Source organism: Anaerococcoides asporogena, from assembly GCF_029590275.1.
In the GTDB taxonomy this organism is placed as follows: domain Bacteria; phylum Bacillota; class Clostridia; order Clostridiales; family Clostridiaceae; genus JG1575.
This window is the reverse complement of the sequence record NZ_CP120965.1, coordinates 3,036,751-3,059,350: the sequence shown is the minus strand read 5'-3', so window position 1 is coordinate 3,059,350 and position 22,600 is coordinate 3,036,751. Positions and strand designations below refer to the sequence as shown.

The following is a 22,600-nucleotide window of genomic DNA, read 5'->3' as shown; positions in this document are numbered from 1 at the left end:
TAGTATAATTATACTAAAAATAGGAGGGGATAACAATGGCTCGTCCCACGGATTCTAACAGCCCTTACCGGGTATCGATTCATCACAATAATGGATACCACTATGCCAGTACACAGCCGGCCAGAGTGAACCCAAAGACCGGAAAACGGGAATACCGTCACGTTTATTGGGGGACGGTAACAGATGATCTTAAGTTTATTCCGGGAAAGAATTATCTTCTGGAGTCTATTGAGGAACGAGATAAACTCATCTTCCCGGAAGGCTGGGATCTAAGTGAAATTGACAAACTGTCAGGACGACGGAAGGCGGGAAGGCCGGTTATTGAAAGTCAGGATGAGAACCGGCTCTATGGCGACATATGGCTGTTGGAGAAGATTGCGGAACAGACCGGCCTGAGATTCGACCTCATGAGCACATTTGACGGAGATAAGGAAAAAGTAGATACCCTCATGACACTGGCCCTCTATCTACTTTGTGGACGAGAGACCTATAACCAACTGGCTTCCTGGCAGCGCATAGCAAAAACACCACGGGCAAAGCCACTCTCTTCTCCGTATATTACAAGGTTTACCCAGTCCATTACAGAGCAGGATCGCATGGCGTTCTTGCGTCTGCGGGCACGCCGACTCCACGACAATGAGGTTTGTGCTGTCGATTCCACAAGCTGTTCCAGCTACGGACACTCGCTGGCAGATATCCATTACGGGCGGAACAAAGAACATCTGCCCCTTCCACAAACCCTGGAAGTAGTAGTCTACACCTTGGATGGCCACATGCCAGTCTATTATCGCAGCTTTGCCGGAAACACCCCTGACTCCCGAAGCCTGGCCGTGATCCTGAAGGATTTGAAACAGGCCGGCATGAAACGAATCATCCTGATCACTGACCGGGGGTATGAATCGATCCGCAATCTGGAACTATACATCGACCAGCAGCAACGCATGATCATGGGAACCAAAACCGGCCAGAAACATGTTCGTCAGTTGATCGATGAATTCGGAAACTTCGGCCACCACCCGGATGGTATGCAAGTGGATCCGGAGGAACGGATCTACTATCTGCAGAAAGATATGGATTACCAGATCGAAGGGCAGCGTGACAACGTCAAGAAAGCAGAAAATCTGAAACTGAACCTGTACTTTGATCCCATCCGCCGAGGCAATGAACTAACGGATCTGGACATTGCTCTGGCAGCTCAGAGAGAAGCCTTGGAAGCGTCCCTTGTTAACCAAATCCCCTTGGATGATGATGAAACGCTCAAACAGGTCTACCGGTTTTATCGGTTGAAGTATAATGCGAAAACTCGAATCCTGGAGGACTTCAGCCTGGATGAGACCAAGGTCATCCGGTGTCGGCGAGAAGCAGGTTTCTTTGCCAACACGACCCATGGTTTGGACATGGATGCGTTGAGTGCTAACCGGCATTACAGGCTGCGGGATGAACAGGAGAAGTATTTTGCCCTGATGAAAGGGGTCCTGGGAGCCGACCGCCAGCGTACATCAACGGAAACTGGAAAAATTGGTCGTTCCTTTATTCTCTTTGTTGCCCAGATCATGGGCTGTTACCTAAGCCATGTCCGCAAAACAAAGCTGGGCGAACAGTTTCATTCGGTAGCGGATGTGTTAAACGAGATGAGGCCGATTCGCTATATCGAGCACCCCAACACGAAGGCGTACATTACCCCATTTGTGGGGAAACAGGTGGACATATGCGAGGCTCTTGGCTTTGAGATCCCTGAGGGATGCGCCCCGGACTACGTGGTGAAAAAGACGAACAAGGGTAAGCGCGGACGTCCACGTAAAAATCAATTGGTCGTTAAGGAATAGTTTCTAGTATAAAACTCTGTAAAACTCAGAATATTAATAATCAGCTGATTTACTTTTGTTAGGAGTGATGAATGTATGAAAATTAAAATATTAGCTGTTGGAGTTGTTTTGATCACGGTATCATTGTTCGGACGGAATGCACAGGCGGCTGTTCAGGATCATCTTTCGTCATCGGAAATTTCCTATTCGATTGCTGCAATGGAGGGCCGACAAATAGGCAGTGACAAGCCGCTAATTGAATTGATGTATGATGGAGATGATCAACCATCATATATCCTTGCCAGCGGCGAAAAAGGTTTTTTAATAATCAACTGAAATACCCTTGAGGTTATGGAGTGCACTGAAGAGATTAGCAGTCCGTATTCGGACGATACTCAGACAAAAAAGTATTATGGGGGAATATTTCAATATTACGTGAAAGACAATGGCATATTTAATAATATAGCGAATGATCAAACCAGCAAGACATTGCCCGGATGCGAGATTCTTATGAATCAGATCACGAGCAGTAATCAGACCGATTCCTTGGGGCAGACGAAGGATAAGGCAATTAATACTCAACCGACAGCATCTGTCTCTAGTGTTGTAACAACCAAAATGCTTTACAACAATCGTGGTGCCATAAGAATTAAAGCATTTGGCAATAATCAAGTAGGATCTCCATCTGAAGGTACTTGCTCTGCGGTGGCAACCTGCCTGGGGCTCACCTATCTTGATTCACTAAATTCAAATGTACTTCTAAGTGGATACACTCCGGAAAAGCTAGTCAGTGCCGATTTTAAAGCAGGGCTTTATCCTCAAGCTATCAAGCTTCATAATTTAATGTCACAAACTTATGGGATGGGTCCTCTAAGTTGGGCTGATGGAATTGTTGATCCTCTGAACAAGTGCTTATGTAAGGGAACAAATTGATAAGGGATATCCTGCCATGATGACCACATTTTTGGCTGATGGCTATAATTTTCATACCATGCTCATCTATGGCTATCGAAAACTGTCGGATGGAGACTATGAGTATTGTGTCCATCCCGGGTGGTATGGAGCTCCTTATATATTAAGTTCGTCCACTACTGAGCCGGTTGTGGCTTTAAAATGGGTTCCGGCCAGTTTTGCTAAGTATTCGTATAAATTAAGTATCAATAACTAATGCGAAGACCACTTTGGAGGAAAAATATGGTTCACAGGATTACCATTGGAAAGGTACTCAAGTACCTGATAATTACAGTCTCTCTGGCTATTTTAGCGTACACTCTCTACGTTGCAGCCGGTTTTATCTATGCCAGAATTTATTATGCCCCTTCGCCAGTATCTGAAGTTTCTTCTCTTGAGGAAATGAAACAATTAGTGGAACCCCATGGTTTCGTTCTGCCCGAGAATTACCTGAAGGCTCAGAACTGCACATTTACAGTCTATCGTGAAACACAGGACCGAAGATCGAAGGTAATCGGATACGCGATCCATGCAAATCTGGGAACCTCAGAAGAAATTACACTTTCTGCATCTCATGAAAAGAGTGAGGGCGTACGTTTCAAAGAGATCCTCATCGATGGACAGATTGTTTATCAGTGGGATGATGCAAGTGTCGTTGAACTTAACTCGAAATTTTATACACTGAGCTATTATCGTTCACTGGGCGGTGAAGCAGAGAAGATTCTGAAAGAATTGATTTCTCGCTCAAAATAACCTTTTTGTTGTCGAAAGGATGAATGTGACAGGAAGGCCAGTGGGTCCAGCAGGGAATTGCACCTTCATAACGACTCTCTGGAGGGTTCATTGATTTCGAAAGCAACATCGACGGAACGATCCGACGGCACTTGATCCGTCGGATTAGTCCTTTCCGGTATTTTTCGCGAAAATGGCGCATTCTGCCGGAGGTGCTGAATTGAAATAATCGGAGCAGGCAGGGGCTACCACCATGGTCTTTTGCTGAATGCAACGGTAAATTTTTATCAATCGAAAAATTAACCCCCGTGTGGATTGATCGGTTTATCATCCGGATGATATTGACAGCGTGCGCTGCTGACGGTATTGTAGGAACAGAATTAAATGAGTCTTCAGGGCAGGGTGCAATTCCCTACCGGCGGTACAGCCCGCGAACCGTAAGGTTGATTCGGTGTAACTCCGAAGCCGACAGTAAAGTCTGGATGGAAGAAGATGATTGAATGATGTTCCGATTTTTTGGTCGGAGGTCTCCTCATATTCGTTTTTATGGCCCTGAGCTTATCTCAGGGTCTTTTTGATATGGTCCGACACTGAGAGAAAGGAGAATCAGAGTGGATATTCAGCGGGAACAAGGAATCCAGTCCGGTGAAGACCGGTTCATGCGGCGCGCTTTGGAGCTGGCCCGTCAGGGAATCGGCTATACCAGTCCCAATCCTCTGGTGGGGGCCGTCCTGGTACGGAACGGCCGAATCATCGGTGAGGGGGCGCATCAGCAGTATGGCGGACCCCATGCGGAAGTGAATGCCATCAACTCTGCCACAGAGTCGGTGGCGGGAGCAGAGCTTTATGTCACATTGGAGCCATGCAATCATCAAGGCAAGACACCACCCTGTACCGAATTGGTGATCCGAAGCGGGATCCGTCGAGTGGTGATCGCCATGGAGGATCCCAATCCCAAGGTATCCGGCCGGGGCATCAAGTGTCTTGAAAAAGCCGGTATTGATGTCTGCTGCGGGGTTCTGGAGAATGAAGCCAGGGCATTGAACCGTCCGTTCATCAAGCATATTGCCCAGGGTGTTCCTTATGTTCTCCTGAAGACGGCCATGACACTGGATGGCAAGATCGCGACAGTGACGGGGGAATCCCGCTGGATTTCAGGAGCGTCAGCCAGAGCTTATGTCCACGAGCTGAGGCATCAGTATACCGCCATTATGGTTGGAATCGGGACGGTTCTGGCCGATGATCCGTCACTGACAACGCGGCGGGAAGGACGGGAAGGTGTACATCCCATACCGATCATTGTCGATTCGACGGCTCGGATTCCGCTTCAGGCAAAGGTTCTGCACGGTCCAACCGGCGTATCGCCGATTCTGGCGACGACGGCGGCAGCCCCGCCGGAAAAGCTGCGCCAGCTCCAAGCGCTGGGCTGTCAGGTGACAGTCCTGCCGGATGCGGAGAATGGGGTGGATCTGCAGGAACTGATGCGTGTGCTGGGCAGCCGGGGCATCGACAGCATCCTGCTGGAGGGGGGCGGTGAACTTGCGGCATCGGCTTTGCAATCAGGCATCGTTGATGAGGTTCAAACCATCATTGCGCCAAAAATCCTGGGGGGGCGGACGGCTCGCACCCCGGTGGGCGGAATCGGAATTGCCCGGCTTGATCAGGCAGTTGCGCTGTCCTACCAGGAAGTGCGTCAACTGGGAGAAGATCTTCTGATCAAAGCCCAGGTCAATCAGCCGGAGAAAAGAACCCATGCAAAGGGAGGTGCAGCCAGTTGTTTACAGGAATCATCGAGGAAGTAGGCGCTTTGCGCACGATTACCAGGACCGCCCGGTCGATCCAGGTAACGATTGCTGCTGCCCGTGTTCTGGAAGGCCTGCAGCCTGGGGACAGCATTGCCACGAACGGAGTGTGCCTGACTGTGACCCGGTTTGACGCCCGTGGCTTTACCTGTGATGTCATGCCCCAGACCATGACCGCGACGACCCTGGGGGATCTGACGCCGGGCGATCCGGTTAATCTGGAACGTGCTCTGACGCTGAGTCAGCGGCTGGGCGGACATCTCGTTTCGGGACACATTGACGGAACAGGCCGCATTACAAAGCTGGAACGCGATGACATTGCAGTCCGGATCACGGTCAGTGCACCGCTTCATTTGATGCGGTATTTCACCCCGAAGGGCTCCGTGGCACTGGATGGGATCAGTCTGACCTTATCGGCCGCGAACCAGGATTCCATTGAGGTCTCGGTTATTCCGCACACCTGGCAGCATACAGCCCTGGCTAACAAGCAGGTCGGGTCAGCCGTCAACCTGGAATGCGACCTGATCGCCAAATACGTGGAACGGTTGCTGTCGGGGCCTGGATCCACGGCAGCCGGATCGGGACCAGAACCAGAACCTGTACAATCCGGAGAGCTGAACACCGGATTTCTGGCGGCTCACGGATTCCTGTAACTGCCGGCCACCAGAATAACTGATGATTTCACTCACAGATTGAATCCAAAAGATAGTTGTTACCGATCGGACCGTAACACGTGATCTCTTTGCAGAAAGAATCGAAAAGAGAAATAAAAGAGATAGAGAAGAGATTCGAGAAGAGATTCGAAAAGAGATTCTAATCGAATGCAGAAGCGGTCGAGCAGTTGATAGAGACTTAATAGGATCCCAAACGGTGATCCTGAAATGCCTTAACCCAAACAGACAGATATGGATGATTCAACGAAAGATGAATGGATCGGCAGAACCTGAAAGCAATTTTATGATAGAGCAGGCTGACAGCCTGAAACAAACGAGGGGGAGAAAATATGAAGCGATTCAACACGATTGAAGAAGCATTGGAAGAACTCAGAAACGGACGGATTATCGTTGTGGTGGATGACGAGGATCGGGAGAATGAGGGCGATTTATTAATGGCTGCGGAGAAAGTGACGCCACAGGCGATCAATTTCATGGCGCAGCATGGCCGAGGACTAATCTGCATGCCCATGACGGGGGAGCGACTGCTGGAGCTGGGAATTCCAACCATGGTCAATGTGAATACAGACTCTCATCAGACTGCTTTTACGGTCTCGGTGGATGCCATGGAAACAACAACGGGGATTTCGGCCGGGGAGCGGGCGTTGACGGTGGCGCGGCTGCTGGATTCGAATGCGAAACCGGAGGACTTCAAACAGCCGGGTCACATGTTTCCCCTGCGGGCGAAAGCAGGCGGGGTGCTGACCCGTGCCGGACATACCGAAGCCGCCGTAGACCTGGCCAGGATGGCCGGCTTGAGCTCAGCCGGTGTGATCTGTGAGATCATGAATGAGGACGGAACCATGGCGCGGGTGCCCCAGCTGATGGAGTTCGTGGAGAAGCATGGGCTGATGATCATTACCATTGCGGATCTGATTGCCTACCGCCGGGACCATGAAGTGATGGTTGAAAAGGTCAGTGAGGCGAATCTTCCGACAAAACACGGGGAATTCAGAATGGCAGGCTTTTTGGACCGGACAAGCGGAGAGCATCATGTAGCCCTGATTAAGGGCGATGTCGCCGGAGAGGAACCTGTTCTGGTTCGAGTGCACTCGGAATGTCTGACCGGTGATGCGTTTGGCTCGCTGCGCTGCGATTGCGGCGATCAGCTGGCCAATGCAATGAAGCGCATCGAGCAGGAGGGACGAGGTGTCCTGCTCTATATGCGCCAGGAAGGGCGGGGCATTGGCCTGCTCAACAAGATCCGGGCTTATGAGCTGCAGGATTGGGGCATGGATACGGTGGAAGCCAACCTGGCATTGGGCTTTCCGGAAGATTTGCGCGACTATGGGATCGGGGCTCAGATTCTGCGGGAGCTCGGCGTGCGCCGCATCCGCCTGCTTACCAACAACCCGAAGAAAATTGCCGGCCTGTCCGGGTTTGGTCTGACCATCGACAGCCGTGAACCCATCGAAATGAATCACAATGAGCGCAATCTCAATTACCTGCTGACCAAGCAGCAGAAGATGGGACATTTGCTCCACCTGGAAGAAGGCGTAAATCCGGCTGAAGGCCAGACTCAGCCACAGAACGCGGTGTAGCTGATCAGCCCGCAGGTTCAGAACCAGGAAGAACTGAGGTGACTTGAACCCAGCATTTGGGCAGCAAGCCCAATCGAGTCAGATCGATCATTGGAATAGAAAAAATTAGCCGGATTAAGGCAACGGAGGATTATGATGAAAGTATTTGAAGGAAAACTGACGGCACAGGGTTTTACATTTGGCATCGTGACAGCCCGGTTTAATGAGTTTATCGGCGGGAAGCTGCTTGAGGGAGCGCTGGATGCACTGCGCCGGCACGGGGCGGCAGAGGATGATATCGAGATGCTCTGGGTTCCGGGAGCCTATGAGATCCCGTTAATGGCAAAACATATGGCGGAATCCGGCCGGTACGATGCGGTCATCTGCCTGGGAGCCGTGATTCGGGGCGCTACTCCGCACTTTGACCATGTATCTGCTGAAGTAGCCAAGGGCATCGCTGCTGTTTCTTTGGAAAGCCAGATCCCGGTTATGTTTGGGGTTCTGACTACGGACAATTTGGAACAGGCGATTGAGCGCGCCGGAACCAAGGCAGGCAACAAAGGCTTTGATGCTGCCGTTTCTGCCATCGAGATGGTCAATCTCATTCAGTCGTTTCAGACAAACTAAGGCATAAACAGGTAAATAGTGGTACAAACCGGATCAGCATTGCCCTCATCGGACGGTACCTCATTGTTTAACAGAAATGCTCCCGGAGAGACCGTGCTGTGCAAAGCGCGCTTTCTCCGGGAGCATTCGGTTTTTTCTTTTTTTTTTGAGTCTGGGATTCATGGTATCTGCCATCGCAAGCCCCGGTTTATCGGAGCTGCTGTATGGATTGAAGTAATTTTTCACCTTGGGTACGAACGGGAAGGACTGTTTCTTCTTCCAGGAGAGCCCTGACACCTTGTCCTATTTCTTCACAGTTACTTTCATCGAGCAGATCGCTTAGATAAGACAGAGCTGTCCTTCTCAGGTGATCCTCCTTGTCTTTCAGGAACGTCAACAGTTCTGTAATGCCGTGACTTTTAAAGAGTGAAAGGGCGTAGATCCAGCTTAGAAGGCAGCGTTTGCTTTTTTCACAGTTTTTTTGGTTGTCAGCATATTCAATTATGTCGGCTGTTAGCTGATTCAGCCACCGGGTCAATTCAGCCCAGGAGATAATGGCATAGGATCTGGCCAGACTGTCCGGGTCCTTTGTTGCGGCTTCATACAGGAGATCAACCGCCTGCTGAAAGGGGAACTCGGACATCGAGTCATAGGCTTCCGTACGAACCAGAGGATCCGGATCGGCAGCCAGAGTCATCAACAGGGACAATGATTCTTCAGTGACTGCATTCATCAAAACGAAAGGAAGTCTGCCCCGGATGTACGAATCGGAGTCTTTGGCCAAAATACGGAGCCGTGCAAAATCGTTCGCTCCAAGTGCTGGCTGCTGTTCCAGATGATCTAAGAAATCATTTTTCTCGTTTGAAGTCATTTCATTTTTCTGATTTGAAATCATTTCATTTTACCTCCGTGATCAGTCGGCTGGTGACCGCGCCACTTTATAGTTGAATCACTCCAATCGTCGATGTTGCCATTTTTAACTGTTGGAACAGCAAAGAGGATGTTGAAGCATTGAATGAATCGAACGGACTCAATGCCATCCGTGATTTGCTTTCACAGGGATCAGGCATGCAGATCAGAATAAATCACCAGGACAATCTAAGATGGTTGGTTTTTGGCAGAAAACAAATCATTTATTAGTAAGTACCGTGGCGGAGGGCCATAGCATTGTTCCCCTTCATAATAAGCCAGCTTTCAATTGCAGATGACCAAGGAAGGCATTCCAGCATAAAACACGGAATGGATTCCTTCCTCCAGCGGCATATATTTTCCATCTGCATCCTGATGGAAGGAAATCACATAGCAAAGTTCGTCGACGCCTGCTTTCCTTAACAGATCCAGTATTTCTTCGGGGCTTGTTTTTTTAACCTCACGCATGAACCGTTTGTCTAAGAGCGTTTCGAACTGATGCGACAGTCTGCCAATTCCGTGTTTTCGCTTTTTCCTGCTGGCCAGTTCATAGATGATTCTGTCGTGATATTTTTTCTCGAAAAATGATTTGATGATCTCAACTTTATAGGCTTTATCCATAATGATTTTCCTCTTTTCCTGAACTGGCTGCACACGGCATAATTTCTTTCCTTCCGGTGACTTTGAATGATTTCCGGGTACGCGATTTGTCGTAGAGTTGGCGGTCATAAGGATCAGAAGCTGCGGAAGAGATGAGACAGAATAAAACCGGTCAGCAGACCCAAAAAGAAGAGAAGCTTCTTATTGTTCATCGTGGCACCTCCTTCAGTCGTTTGAGTCTATCATACCGTATTGTTCCGGGGGACTGGGTGCGAATGATTATTTTGTCATCATGAACCGATTATCAGAAGATCATTAAACATTTTTGTGATTGAAAATTTCAATTCTGATTGGGCCAGCCTCTGTTTTCATCTTCCCGGATATGCGTTCTTGTTTGAACGCCTGGTCAGGCAGTGGCGTGTTCACGGCTTTTTAATATCGTTTTCAGATTCATTTCGTATAGATAGTTATAATGTTACAATATTTGCCTGCGGTCGAATGACCGGATCTGCGGGCGGAAAATCCGGTCTGACTTATGGTTTGTGCCTGAGCGGTCAGACCTGAGACAAGGGGGAAGAGGAAGATGGCAATCGTAAAAACAGAAGGTCTGAAAAAAACATACGGCAAAGGCGATTTGGCGGTGGAGGCTCTGAAGGGAGTGGATCTGGCCATTGAGGAAGGGGAGATGGTCTCGATCATCGGCAAATCCGGTTCAGGGAAATCAACCCTGCTCCATCTGCTGGGAGCGCTGGACCGGCCCAGTGAGGGAACCGTGTTTATTGCGGGAGAGTCGATCGACGACAAATCGGATGAGGAGCTGTCTCACCTGCGCCGGCGGCAGGTTGGCTTTGTGTTTCAGTCGTTTAATCTGCTGCCGGAGTATACGGTCAGTGACAATATTCTGATGCCGTTGATTCTGGATGGCCAGACTGCCGATCCCGATCATTTTTCACGCATTGTGGATTTGCTGGATATCCGCGGGAAATTGAAGTATTACCCGGATGAGCTCTCCGGCGGACAGGTTCAGCGGGTAGCCATTGCCCGGGCTTTGATTACCAAACCAGCCATTATTCTGGCCGATGAACCCACCGGTAACCTGGATGAAAAAACAGGCAATGATGTTATGGAGCTTCTGGGGCGACTCAACCGGGAACTGAATCAGACCACCATCATCGTCACTCATGATTTGTCCATTGCCCGCAGGGCGGATCGCATCATCCGGATCCGTGACGGCCGCGTCGACCCGTCGCCTCTGCCGGAGGCCGGCAATGAATAGAACACTTCGGCTGACAGGTATTTTGCTGTGCGGGGTGCTCTTCACCGGCTGCACTTACATCCAGACTCTGGATCCCAATGACGGACGGCGGCTGGAACAACTGAAGCTGGCGCGGCTGGAACGGTCGGAGCAGTCAAGCGAAACGCTGGCGCCCGATCAGGTCATGCGGAGGATTGAAGGACTGCGTTCCTCCCGTCAGGTTTTCCGAACCCGGCTGGACGGAGAAACCGTCATCGTCGAATCATTCAGCGACCTGGGGCAGCTTCAGTCCACCATTGAAAATTCGCTCAAGGGGTTTGCCGGTGCCGTCAACGCGGTTCAGGTGGTTCACGGAACTCGCACCGGGGAAGATCAGCTTCCCGCGGAGCTGTTTCCCCAGGACGCGGAGGGGTGCTCGATTCAGGTGAGCGGGCTGTTCGGAGACCGGCCCGGCATGTCCTTTACCCATGTTGTCCGCCAGGAGCGCAAAGGCCCCCCGGAACGGCTGTTTCAGGATCTGCGGATGCTGACCCTGCTGCGCGAACCCAAAGATACCAAGGTTCGTCAGGCGTTGTTTGAGGTGAATCTGACCAGCGCGGAGGGAGTGCCTCTGGGCAGCCTGATCCTGGATGAAGACAATTTGATCCATTATGAAAATCCGCGGCAGGAACGATTCAGCTATGCGCTGCTTAATGACTCTCAGGCAACTCAGTTAAAAGGTCTGATGCAGGTGCTGCTGTATGAGTTCCGACCGGAACAGGAAATTCCGGATCCGGTGGAACAGCCGCAGGCTCCTCGCCTGGAGCTGCCCTATGACGAGCCGGGAATGATCATTGGCCATTCCACCAGATGGCTGGAATATCAGGAGGGCGATCTGTCCCATCAGCTGGTGTTCGAGCAGGCCCTGACTGCCCCGACGGAGGATCAGGGTGAGGTTCGAATGACGGGCAAGCCGGAATGGCAGTCTGTGATCACCCACTTTGTACTGACAAAGAAGTCATCGGATCCGGATTGGTCAAAGCCGATCAAGAACACCTGGGAACGGATTGACCAGGCCGGGGCGGAGCAGCTGGCACAGACCTGGGGCTATGCCCAGGCGGAGGTTGACCAGACCCGGGCCATGGTGCGGGCGGAAGCGGCCCACAGTTTTATGAGTTCGGCTCTTTCAATGGATATTCAGCTGAAGCCGGATTTTGATTGGAGGAAACCATGATTCAGATTGCCTGGAAAGGCCTGCTTGGCCGTAAAAAAGATTCATTCATGCTCCTGTCCGTCCTGTTTCTGTCCTTTGTCTTTTCCATCCTGACCTCCACGTTTTACACCAACAGCGAGACGGCTAAGGCAATTCAGCGCCAGCGGCTGTACGGAACCTGGGAGTATGCTGCCTATGGTGTCGCGCAAGCGGAGGACCCATTATCTGAAATTCCGGCCGCAGTGCGGGGCACCAACCGGATCATCGGACACTCCCCGAATTTCGGGACGCTGGCATCTTTTGACGAAGGATTTCGTCAGTTGGCGGGGCTATCCCTTATTGAGGGCAGACTGCCCTCGGAAGCCGATGAAGTCGCCCTGGAAAACAATCAGCTGAGTTACTTTGAGCAAATACCCAAGATCGGGGATGAGCTGATCGCGGATACCGAGGTGTTCCTGTATGATCTGGAAGCGGATCGAACGCCGGAGCAGACGCGGGAACTGATGCAGGAGAAGGCGATGGAGCATTTCCTCGCCGGGACGGATCCGGCATTCCGGCAGCTGATGGCTGACATGTATGGCAAGACATGGGGCAGTGAGGAAATGACAGAGCTGATGAAGCGGGATCTTCCCAAGTTGATGAACATACAGCCGGGCAACCGGGAACGCCGCCGGGGATTGGATCACTTCGAGGATACGCTGTTGATTCCCAATGAGGAGCTGTTGAATTTTGACTATTGGGTCGACCTCTCTTTGCTGGCGAACCAGGAAGATCTCAGTCCGACTCAAAAGCTGGAGCGGCTCAGCCTCTACAATGACTACCTGCTGGCACAGCTTACCCGGCCCGACGCCGCAAAACCGGAATTTTCGGGAAGTCTGTCATTATCCTATAAGAAATCCTATATTATTCGGCGTACCCTGAAACTTACCGGGGTCTATGCCACGATCAGCACGGCCTGGCAGGGGCCGTCGACTCAGCTGCCGACCGCACTGGTGACCCAGGCGGCTTCGGAGAAATTCATTGAGCGGGGGCTGCTTCAGACGGAGGTGGCAAAGGATCCGAACTACGCGGTACCGGTGAACCACTACGTACGGCTGGCCGAGGGAGCGAAGCTCCCGGCAGGAAGCGACGGTAAGGTGGTCGCCAATACCCTGGCGTATCCGCCGGGAGACTCCACCGATGGAATTCTGGCGTTATCCATTCTGGTATTCATCTTTTTCATTACGCTTTTCGGGGTTTTCCAGCTTTACCTGAGTCAGCTGGGCAAGCGCCTGCGCAAGCTGGGGCTGCTTCGCTCGGTGGGTGCCACCATTGGCCAGATCCGGCAGCTGCTGATCTGGGAACTGCTTCTTCTGACGGGGCTGACGCTGCCCCTGGCGCTGGGCCTGGGAATCGGTCTGGCGAACCTGGCCTCCCGCGGTATTCTTGATCGAACGCCGGGCTACCAGTTCACCATTCAGCCGGGAATCCTGGCTCTCAGTATCCTGAGCGGCCTGGTGGCCGTGATGCTGGGTGTTCTCGGGCCGCTGCGCAAAGTCCGGTCCATCCCCCTGACGGGAAAAACCGAGGCGGGCCGCGCCCGACGCGGAGCATCCGTCCGCCGGATTCTGGGAGCACGGGTACGTCCCCTGCGCAACCTGAACCAGGTTCTGGCCCATCATCGCCGGTTTACCCGGCGCCAGTCCGCCATGACCCAGATCATCTATACCGTGATCTTTACGCTGACAATCCTGAGCCTGCTCCTGTCTTTTCTGGCGTTCGCCAAATACCGTGATCAAGTCGTCGCGGTGAGCATGCCGGATTATGATCTGACCTTCCCCTATGCTCTCAGTTCCCGTGACCTGACACAGTTTGATCGGGACCTGAAGGCGACGGGAGCGGTGACAGAACTGCAACATCTGATCGGCCGCAGCAGCGGACAGCTGTCGGTTCAGGGAGACGGGAAGGATCCCCTCTATGGCCTGACGGCCAGTCTGACTCCGCTCAGCCGCAAGGGGGAGCTGTTTGTAACTTTGGCCGATACGGAGCAGTACCCCACCTTCTTTACCGAGGGCCAGCGCAAGGTCAATGTCTACGGAATTCAGCCGGGAACGGCACTGTATGAGACCCTCAACGAGAGAACCGGAAACCGGCTGGAGGCCGATGATTTTCAAAGCGGCCGGTCGGTGGTGATTCTGTATCCATCCTACTTTATGGAGCGGGGGAAAGCCGCTGCAGCAAAGGTCGACGAACTGAACGGTGTCCGGCCGGAAGCTCTGGCGGGAGCTGTTTTGGAGAAGACCTGCGGGGCTCGCCTGTCCTTTGATTTCAGGGATTCTCCGGTGATGGAGCAGTGGCAGGGAAGTGTCCCTGCCAGAGTCCGATTGACTTTTCAGTCGGAAGAAAACACGGAAACAATGCGAAATGTTCTGCCGCCCTCGCAGTTTGATCTGCAGGTAGCGGAACTGCTGACCAGTTTCCCGGAGTTTGGCATCTGGCCCTTCAGCCAGGATCGCGAGCATCCGGTGGTTCTGGGCAGCCAGTCGCTGATCCGCCAGATGACGCAGAGCAATCGCAACATTGAACTGCTGGCGGCCACGCCGCCCAATCAGACCCTGGTGCCCACTCTGTATGGAACCCAGCGGACTTCAATCTGGACCGGTCAGAATCACAGCGATGAGTCCTATCTCAAGATCCAGCAGGTGGCTCATCGATACGGCGGCCGCGTTCAGAATCTTTATGCCGACAAAATCAGCCGATTCAACGCTGCCCTTCGGATCAGCGTGATGGTGTTGATCGTAGCGTTTATCATCGGACTGGTGGCTCTGCAGATTCAGCTCAACATCAGCAAGGCCCGGATTGAAGCGGAACGGCTGACCATCGGTACCCTGCAGTCTCTGGGGGTCAATTCCAGGAAACTGAAACGGGCTTACCTGCGAACCGGGCTGACCTACAGTCTGAAAGCCGTGGCATTGTCCCACGCCATTTTCCTCCTGGTACTGGTTGTCCGACTGGTGCAAAGCAATCCCTGGGAGCTGGTCAGGTCCCACTTTGTCGGGCTGCTGCGGGGAGAGCTGTGGCTCTATCCCTGGCTGGATCACCTGCTGGTAACCGCCGGATTCCTGGTAATCGGAACGCTCATTTACTACCTGCCGCTGCGGCGGGTTCTGCGCAATCACCCCATCCACAACATTCGCCAGCTTTAATCTGGCACAGGGAGGGACCATTGATGAATGATCTGATCCGCCAGGGCGGACTTCGGGATCTGGAAGGGATTCTGTCCCTGGAGAAAGCCTGTTTTCCAGGGGAGGCCTGGCCCAGAAACGTCTTTCTGGAGGATCTGGCCCGGCCCACCAGTTTTTACCTGGTGGCCGAAATTGAGCCTCGAGACTTCCAGGAGCCGACTGGTGAGCACATCAAGCAGCTGATTGGCTATATCGCCTGCGCTACAGATCCGGTTCACCGCTATGGGCATATCTCCAGCCTGGCAGTGGATCCGGACCATCGTTCCCAGGGAATCGGCGGCCGGCTGCTGGATGACATGCTGGCGCTTCTCGAAGCGCAGGGAATTGATTGTTTAAGGGCTGAAACCAGATTGTCGAATCGGCATGTTCAGGAGATGTTTCGGATCCGGGGTTTTCTGGAAACCGAGCAGATTCCCCGCTATTATCAGAATCCGACGGAGGCAGCGGTGGTCATGATTCGATGGCCCAGGGAAAGCGGATTCTCCCAGGGGCAGAGGATACCGCCTGGCCGGCATGAGGGTGGGGGGTGAAATCGTTGAAGTCAGCGAAGTCAGCGAAGCCAGCGAATCCAGCGGAGTCAGCGAAGTTACTGGGGTCCTTGAAGCCAGTGAAGACAATGAAGACAATGAGCCTGACCCTCAGGAGATTTCAGGTATAAGATGAAGCGTTGCAGGGGAGAGCCGGCTGGGTTCAAAAAGAATGGAAAAAAGGCAAAAAAACATTTGATTTTCAGGGCCGGAGCTGTTATATTTAGCTTCGGCCCTTTTTTATGGATAGAAACGGGGAGTGGCAAGGCAGGGAAGCGATGAAGGCCCTGAAAAAAACTTTGAAAAAGGTGTTGACACTCAACGGTGGGCTTGGTAAGATATAGAAGTCGCCTAAAGCGGCAGCGAAACAAACTGTTCTTTGAAAATTAAACAGAATACAAGGTAAAACAAACCAGCAATTCATTTTGAGTAGTCAGACAAGACTAAAAAATCGACTAAAAGCTAGTTCAAACTTTTAACATGAGAGTTTGATCCTGGCTCAGGACGAACGCTGGCGGCGTGCCTAACACATGCAAGTCGAGCGAGGTGTATACACCTAGCGGCGGACGGGTGAGTAACACGTGGGTAACCTGCCTCAGAGAGGGGAATAGCCTTCCGAAAGGAAGATTAATACCGCATAATATACGCATTTAGCATTATGAGCGTATCAAAGGAGAAATCCGCTTTGAGATGGGCCCGCGGCGCATTAGCTAGTTGGAGAGGTAACGGCTCACCAAGGCGACGATGCGTAGCCGACCTGAGAGGGTGATCGGCCACATTGGAACTGAGACACGGTCCAGACTCCTACGGGAGGCAGCAGTGGGGAATATTGCACAATGGGGGAAACCCTGATGCAGCAACGCCGCGTGAATGATGAAGGCCTTCGGGTCGTAAAGTTCTTTGATTGGGGACGATAATGACGGTACCCAAAACAAGCCACGGCTAACTACGTGCCAGCAGCCGCGGTAATACGTAGGTGGCGAGCGTTGTCCGGATTTACTGGGCGTAAAGGATGCGTAGGTGGAAACTTAAGTGGGATGTGAAATCCCCGGGCTCAACCCGGGAACTGCATTCCAAACTGGGTTACTTGAGTGCAGGAGAGGAAAGCGGAATTCCTAGTGTAGCGGTGAAATGCGTAGATATTAGGAAGAACACCAGTGGCGAAGGCGGCTTTCTGGACTGTAACTGACACTGAGGCATGAAAGCGTGGGGAGCAAACAGGATTAGATACCCTGGTAGTCCACGCCGTAAACGATGGGTACTAGGTGTAGGGGGTATCAACTCCCCCTGTGCCGTCGTAAACACAGTAAGTACCCCGCCTGGGGAGTACGGTCGCAAGATTAAAACTCAAAGGAATTGACGGGGGCCCGCACAAGCAGCGGAGCATGTGGTTTAATTCGAGGCAACGCGAAGAACCTTACCTAGACTTGACATCTCCTGAATTACCCTTAATCGGGGAAGCCCTTCGGGGCAGGAAGACAGGTGGTGCATGGTTGTCGTCAGCTCGTGTCGTGAGATGTTGGGTTAAGTCCCGCAACGAGCGCAACCCCTATTGTCAGTTGCTACCATTCAGTTGAGCACTCTGGCAAGACTGCCCGGGTTAACCGGGAGGAAGGTGGGGATGATGTCAAATCATCATGCCCCTTACGTCTAGGGCTACACACGTGCTACAATGGCAGGTACAAAGAGACGCGATCCCGCGAGGAGGAGCAAATCTCATAAAACCTGCCCCAGTTCAGATTGCAGGCTGCAACTCGCCTGCATGAAGTCGGAGTTGCTAGTAATCGCGAATCAGCATGTCGCGGTGAATACGTTCCCGGGCCTTGTACACACCGCCCGTCACACCATGAGAGTTGGCAATACCCGAAGTCCGTGAGGTAACTATTTATAGAGCCAGCGGCCGAAGGTAGGGTCAGCGATTGGGGTGAAGTCGTAACAAGGTAGCCGTAGGAGAACCTGCGGCTGGATCACCTCCTTTCTAGGGAGTCACAGCCATGGCAACATGGATGAGATAAAGGATATCCATTCACGGATATCTCCCATAAAAGGATTACTGATTTGTACATCCAAGTATTCTGTTTAATCTTGAGAGAACAGCTGCAACACCAGCTAATGAGAATGACTTCTTGAAGGTGGGGCGTTTTTTTCTTCTCAATTGTTCTTTGAAAACTGCATATATTCTTAAAACGTAAAGCAAAATTGTAGAAAAACAATTTCGTTGAGAAGTTAGTCATTAACTGAAAAGTTATTGACAACAATTCAAAAACGTCAAGGGGAGCGAAAGCTCCAACCTTGAGCCAAAAATTAACTTGAAAAAAGATCAAGCTATAAAGGGCGCATGGTGAATGCCTTGGCATCAGGAGTCGAAGAAGGTCGCGATAAGCTGCGATAAGCTCAGGGTAGGCGCACATAGCCAGTGATCCTGAGATCACCGAATGGGGCAACCCGCCGAAAGGCATCCATAGAGGAATCCATACTCTATAGGAAGACACACCCGGAGAACTGAAACATCTAAGTACCCGGAGGAAGAGAAAGAAACATCGATTTTCTTAGTAGCGGCGAGCGAAAAGGAAAGAGCCCAAACCAGGGAGCTTGCTCTCTGGGGTTGCGGACACTCAAGAAAGGGAAGAGGCCCCTTAGCCGAAGCTGTTGGGAAACAGCGCCATAGAAGGTGACAGACCTGTAGGCGAAAAGGGAAGACGGACCGAGAGTGATCCAGAGTACCACCGGACACGTGAAACCCGGTGGGAAGCAGGGAGGACCACCTCCCAAGGCTAAATACTACCTGATGACCGATAGTGAAGCAGTACCGTGAGGGAAAGGTGAAAAGAACCCCGGAAGGGGAGTGAAATAGAATCTGAAACCGTGTGCCTACAACCGGTCAGAGCACCATAAGCGTGTGATGACGTGCTTTTTGTAGAACGAGCCAACGAGTTGTGATATGCAGCAAGGTTAAGCACTTCAGGTGCGCAGCCGAAGGGAAACCGAGTCTTAACAGGGCGTCTAGTTGCATGTTGCAGACCCGAAACCGGGTGACCTATCCATGGACAGGTTGAAGCGAGAGTAAAATCTCGTGGAGGACCGAACCACATTGGTGTTGAAAAACCATGGGATGAGCTGTGGATAGCGGAGAAATTCCAATCGAACTCGGAGATAGCTGGTTCTCCTCGAAATAGCTTTAGGGCTAGCGTTGGATGATGAGTCATGGAGGTAGAGCACTGAATGGGCTAGGGGGCATATCGCTTACCGAACCTTATCAAACTCCGAATGCCAAAGACTTTAATCCGGCAGTCAGACAGTGACAGATAAGTGCCATTGTCAAAAGGGAAAAAGCCCAGATCGTCAGCTAAGGTCCCCAAGTATAGGTTAAGTGGAAAAGGATGTGGGATTTCTAAGACAACTAGGATGTTGGCTTAGAAGCAGCCACTCATTAAAAGAGTGCGTAATAGCTCACTAGTCGAGAGATCCTGCGCCGAAGATGTCCGGGGCTAAAACCTATCACCGAAGCTACGGGTGTATATTTTAATATACGCGGTAGAGGAGCGTTCTTAACGGGGCGAAGCAGTACCGAAAGGAGCTGTGGACTGTTAAGAAGTGAGAATGTTGGCATAAGTAGCGAGATGCGGGTGAGAATCCCGCAGGTCGAAAATCTAAGGTTTCCTGAGGAAGGTTCGTCCGCTCAGGGTTAGTCGGGGCCTAAGCCGAGGCTGAGAAGCGTAGGTGATGGACAATCTGTTGATATTCAGATACCGGCATGAAGCGTTAACACGATGGGGTGACGCAGGAGGATAGGGTAACAGGCGGTTGGAAGAGCCTGTCGAAGTATTCGAGGGAGTCAGAGGAGGCAAATCCCTTCTGGCATATTCTGAGATACGAAAATACCCGAGTTCACGCTGCCAAGAAAAGCCTCTAAGGAGCGACATGCTGCCCGTACCGCAAACCGACACAGGTAGATGAGGAGAGAATCCTAAGACCATCGGAAGAATTGTTGTTAAGGAACTCGGCAAATTAACCCCGTAAGTTCGCGAGAAGGGGTGCCATGGCGACATGGCCGCAGTGAAATGGCCCAAGCAACTGTTTAACAAAAACACAGGTCTCTGCAAAAGCGCAAGCTGAAGTATAGGGGCTGACGCCTGCCCGGTGCTGGAAGGTTAAGGGGAATGCTTAGCGCAAGCGAAGGTATGAACTTAAGCCCCAGTAAACGGCGGCCGTAACTATAACGGTCCTAAGGTAGCGAAATTCCTTGTCAGGTAAGTTCTGACCCGCACGAATGGCGTAATGACTTGGGCACTGTCTCAACAACAAATCCGGCGAAATTGTAGTGCCAGTGAAGATGCTGGCTACCCGCGATTGGACGGAAAGACCCCGTAGAGCTTTACTGTAGCTTAGCATTGAGTTTCGATATTTACTGTACAGGATAGGTGGGAGACGAAGAACCATGATCGTCAGGTCATGGGGAGTCACCGTTGGGATACCACCCTGTAGATATTGGGATTCTAACCGGAGACCAGGAAACGGGTCACGGGACATTGCTAGGTGGGCAGTTTGACTGGGGCGGTCGCCTCCTAAAAAGTAACGGAGGCGCCCAAAGGTTCCCTCAGGACGGTCGGAAATCGTCCATAGAGTGTAAAGGCAGAAGGGAGCCTGACTGCGACACCTACAAGTGGAGCAGGGACGAAAGTCGGGCTTAGTGATCCGGTGGTACCTCGTGGGAGGGCCATCGCTCAACGGATAAAAGCTACCTCGGGGATAACAGGCTGATCTCCCCCAAGAGTTCACATCGACGGGGAGGTTTGGCACCTCGATGTCGGCTCGTCACATCCTGGGGCTGAAGTAGGTCCCAAGGGTTGGGCTGTTCGCCCATTAAAGTGGCACGCGAGCTGGGTTCAGAACGTCGTGAGACAGTTCGGTCCCTATCCGTCGCGGGCGTAGGAAATTTGAAGGGAGCTGACCTTAGTACGAGAGGACCGGGTTGGACCAATCACTGGTGTACCAGTTGTCGCGCCAGCGGCATGGCTGGGTAGCTATATTGGGACGGGATAAACGCTGAAAGCATCTAAGCGTGAAGCCCACCCTGAGACAAGATTTCCCATGGAGTAATCCAGTAAGATCCCTTGAAGAACACAAGGTAGATAGGTGAGGGGTGTAAGTGCAGCAATGCATGCAGCTGACTCATACTAATCGATCGAGGGCTTGATCTTAAAAGAGTTAAAAATGATGAATTACGTTTGAAGAACTATATGCAGTCTTGAGGGAACAATAAAACCTCAAACCAATCCGGTGTTTATGACTGTAAGGGCTACACCCGTTCCCATCCCGAACACGATGGTTAAGCCTTATGGTGCTGATGATACTGCACGGGAAGCTGTGTGGAAAAGTAGGTTGACGCCGGTTTCGCATTTCCAATTTGGAAATGCAATATTCCGCGATAGCTCAATGGTGGAGCACTCGGCTGTTAACCGATAGGTTGGAGGTTCGAGCCCTCTTCGCGGAGCCAATGAGAGTCTGCACGATGTGCGGGCTCTTTATTTTTTTTTTTTTTTTTTGAATTGTCAATTCGTTGCAAGCACTGGAGCCAAAGTGATTATTTCATAACAGGCATGAGGTATTTAAATGGATGAATCGTTGGATTCCTGGATTTATTGTGAAGAAATTTCTCAGCAGACAGGTGATCGGGTTGACGCTGAGGGTGAACCGGTTGCAATTGAAAGATTGATCCCGTATAGTAGGAAGAGTAGAACAGAAGTGAATAGTGCCGGGGAGCTTGTTGGATCAGGCTGAGAGTAAGCGTAGGCTTAGACCCGTAACCTGATTTGGATAATGCCAACGGAGGGAGACTTGAATACAGTCATGGACTGTCGATGGACCAGCTTTGGGTTATCGGCGGTTTTTTTGCGTTTATTGCGGAATCAGGCCCGGCAGTTCACACTGAATTCGAGGAGGTGTCCAATGAGACGGGCGTTGACGATCGCAGGCAGTGATCCCAGTGGTGGTGCGGGGATCCAGGCGGATCTGAAGACTATGACGGCACTGGGCGTGTATGGCATGAGCGCGATCACAGCCCTGACCGCACAGAATACCATGGGCGTGACCGGGATTCATGAGGTTCCGGGGAAGTTCCTGAAGCTGCAGCTGGAAGCGGTGTTTACTGATATTGTGCCCCATGCGGTCAAAATCGGCATGGTGTCTTCCCGGGAGCTGATCCTGGAAATTGGCGAAGTCTTAAAGCAGTTCCAGGCACAGAATATTGTGCTGGATCCGGTGATGGTTTCCACCAGCGGGTCGCGTTTGCTGGAGGCCAGTGCTCAGGCAGCGCTGACGCAGGAACTGTTTCCGCTGGCCTGCCTGGTGACGCCCAACCGCTGGGAAGCTTCGCTGCTGGCGGAGCAGGCCATCGGCTCGGAAGGCGATATGGCGGAAGCGGCAAAACGGATCTATGAATGCTTTGGCACACCGGTTCTGGTCAAGGGCGGGCACAGCGTCAGCACAGCCAATGACGTACTGTACGACGGGCATCGCCTGACCTGGTTCCACGGGGATCAGATCAGCAATCCGAATACCCACGGCACGGGTTGCACGCTGTCCAGCGCCATCGCGTCCGGACTGGCCCTGGGCTGTGACCTGCCGGGAGCGATCGCTCTGGGCAAGCATTTTATCATCGGTGCCCTGGAAGCGGGGCTCGATCTGGGACATGGTTCGGGTCCGCTGCATCACGGCTGGAATCTGGAACAACGAATGATACTGTAAGAAATTGATTAAGGGGG

16 protein-coding genes, 1 tRNA gene, 3 rRNA genes and 2 riboswitches are annotated in these 22,600 nt (G+C 51.9%); of the genes, 18 read left to right on the top strand and 2 right to left on the bottom strand.

The window, feature by feature from the left end:
- The first annotated feature begins 35 nt into the window (after positions 1-35).
- The 8 genes from P6M73_RS14040 (at position 36) to ribH (ending at position 8,150) form a co-directional block, all read left to right on the top strand.
- Complete coding sequence (locus P6M73_RS14040) at positions 36-1,826, top strand: IS1634 family transposase (protein WP_277853652.1); 1,791 nt, start codon at positions 36-38, stop codon at positions 1,824-1,826.
- 75 nt (positions 1,827-1,901) lie between these two features.
- Positions 1,902-2,141: a hypothetical protein gene (locus P6M73_RS14035; protein ID WP_277853651.1), complete on the top strand. Its 240-nt coding sequence runs from the start codon at positions 1,902-1,904 to the stop codon at positions 2,139-2,141.
- Positions 2,142-2,315: 174 nt separating this feature from the next.
- Positions 2,316-2,738 carry a hypothetical protein gene (locus P6M73_RS14030; protein ID WP_277853650.1) on the top strand — a complete coding sequence of 141 codons (423 nt, stop codon included), beginning with the start codon at positions 2,316-2,318 and terminating at the stop codon, positions 2,736-2,738.
- Between the two features lie 261 nt (positions 2,739-2,999).
- On the top strand, positions 3,000-3,509 hold the full coding sequence (locus P6M73_RS14025; protein ID WP_277853649.1) for a hypothetical protein: 510 nt from the start codon (positions 3,000-3,002) through the stop codon (positions 3,507-3,509).
- A gap of 363 nt (positions 3,510-3,872) precedes the next feature.
- Positions 3,873-3,986: riboswitch (FMN riboswitch) on the top strand.
- 161 nt (positions 3,987-4,147) lie between these two features.
- Positions 4,148-5,290: a bifunctional diaminohydroxyphosphoribosylaminopyrimidine deaminase/5-amino-6-(5-phosphoribosylamino)uracil reductase RibD gene (gene ribD, locus P6M73_RS14020; protein ID WP_277855784.1), complete on the top strand. Its 1,143-nt coding sequence runs from the start codon at positions 4,148-4,150 to the stop codon at positions 5,288-5,290.
- On the top strand, positions 5,263-5,943 hold the full coding sequence (locus P6M73_RS14015) for a riboflavin synthase (RefSeq protein ID WP_277853648.1): 681 nt from the start codon (positions 5,263-5,265) through the stop codon (positions 5,941-5,943). The genes ribD and P6M73_RS14015 overlap by 28 nt, the downstream gene beginning before the upstream one ends.
- Before the next feature lie 350 nt (positions 5,944-6,293).
- Positions 6,294-7,544 (top strand): bifunctional 3,4-dihydroxy-2-butanone-4-phosphate synthase/GTP cyclohydrolase II, encoded by a 1,251-nt coding sequence (locus tag P6M73_RS14010; RefSeq protein WP_277853647.1) that lies wholly within the window; start codon positions 6,294-6,296, stop codon positions 7,542-7,544.
- A gap of 135 nt (positions 7,545-7,679) precedes the next feature.
- Positions 7,680-8,150 (top strand): 6,7-dimethyl-8-ribityllumazine synthase, encoded by a 471-nt coding sequence (ribH, locus tag P6M73_RS14005; protein ID WP_277855783.1) that lies wholly within the window; start codon positions 7,680-7,682, stop codon positions 8,148-8,150.
- A gap of 187 nt (positions 8,151-8,337) precedes the next feature.
- Here the strand turns inward: ribH and P6M73_RS14000 are convergent, their stop codons facing one another.
- Together P6M73_RS14000 and P6M73_RS13995 are read right to left on the bottom strand one after the other, a co-directional pair.
- Positions 8,338-9,024, bottom strand: coding sequence for a HEAT repeat domain-containing protein (locus tag P6M73_RS14000; RefSeq protein WP_277853646.1), 687 nt, complete (start codon positions 9,022-9,024; stop codon positions 8,338-8,340).
- 299 nt (positions 9,025-9,323) lie between these two features.
- The gene (locus P6M73_RS13995; protein WP_277853645.1) at positions 9,324-9,659 is read right to left on the bottom strand and encodes a hypothetical protein; all 336 of its coding nucleotides are present in this window, start codon (positions 9,657-9,659) and stop codon (positions 9,324-9,326) included.
- Positions 9,660-10,221: 562 nt separating this feature from the next.
- Between P6M73_RS13995 and P6M73_RS13990 the strand changes: the two genes are divergently transcribed.
- The 10 genes from P6M73_RS13990 to thiD all read left to right on the top strand — a co-directional run bounded on the left by P6M73_RS13990 (position 10,222) and on the right by thiD (position 22,583).
- On the top strand, positions 10,222-10,914 hold the full coding sequence (locus tag P6M73_RS13990; RefSeq protein ID WP_277853644.1) for an ABC transporter ATP-binding protein: 693 nt from the start codon (positions 10,222-10,224) through the stop codon (positions 10,912-10,914).
- Positions 10,907-12,106 (top strand): hypothetical protein, encoded by a 1,200-nt coding sequence (locus P6M73_RS13985; RefSeq protein ID WP_277853643.1) that lies wholly within the window; start codon positions 10,907-10,909, stop codon positions 12,104-12,106. Before P6M73_RS13990 ends, P6M73_RS13985 begins: the two co-directional genes overlap by 8 nt.
- Entirely contained in the window at positions 12,103-15,270 is a 3,168-nt protein-coding gene (locus P6M73_RS13980) for an ABC transporter permease (protein ID WP_277853642.1), read from the top strand. The genes P6M73_RS13985 and P6M73_RS13980 overlap by 4 nt, the downstream gene beginning before the upstream one ends.
- A 23-nt stretch (positions 15,271-15,293) precedes the next feature.
- Positions 15,294-15,839 (top strand): GNAT family N-acetyltransferase, encoded by a 546-nt coding sequence (locus P6M73_RS13975; protein WP_277853641.1) that lies wholly within the window; start codon positions 15,294-15,296, stop codon positions 15,837-15,839.
- A 473-nt stretch (positions 15,840-16,312) separates the two neighbouring features.
- Positions 16,313-17,814: ribosomal RNA gene (locus P6M73_RS13970) — 16S ribosomal RNA — on the top strand.
- Between the two features lie 340 nt (positions 17,815-18,154).
- Positions 18,155-21,037 (top strand): 23S ribosomal RNA (locus tag P6M73_RS13965).
- Between the two features lie 75 nt (positions 21,038-21,112).
- A 5S ribosomal RNA gene (gene rrf, locus P6M73_RS13960) occupies positions 21,113-21,230 on the top strand.
- The 16S, 23S and 5S rRNA genes sit together here with 1 tRNA gene alongside, the layout of an rRNA operon.
- A gap of 28 nt (positions 21,231-21,258) precedes the next feature.
- Positions 21,259-21,333: transfer RNA gene (locus tag P6M73_RS13955), tRNA-Asn, on the top strand.
- Positions 21,334-21,449: 116 nt separating this feature from the next.
- On the top strand, positions 21,450-21,617 hold the full coding sequence (locus tag P6M73_RS13950) for a hypothetical protein (RefSeq protein ID WP_277853640.1): 168 nt from the start codon (positions 21,450-21,452) through the stop codon (positions 21,615-21,617).
- A riboswitch (TPP riboswitch) is annotated at positions 21,583-21,688 on the top strand. It overlaps the preceding gene by 35 nt.
- 97 nt (positions 21,689-21,785) lie before the next feature.
- Positions 21,786-22,583, top strand: a complete 798-nt coding sequence (gene thiD / locus P6M73_RS13945; RefSeq protein WP_277853639.1) for a bifunctional hydroxymethylpyrimidine kinase/phosphomethylpyrimidine kinase — start codon at positions 21,786-21,788, stop codon at positions 22,581-22,583.
- Positions 22,584-22,600 lie beyond the last annotated feature (17 nt).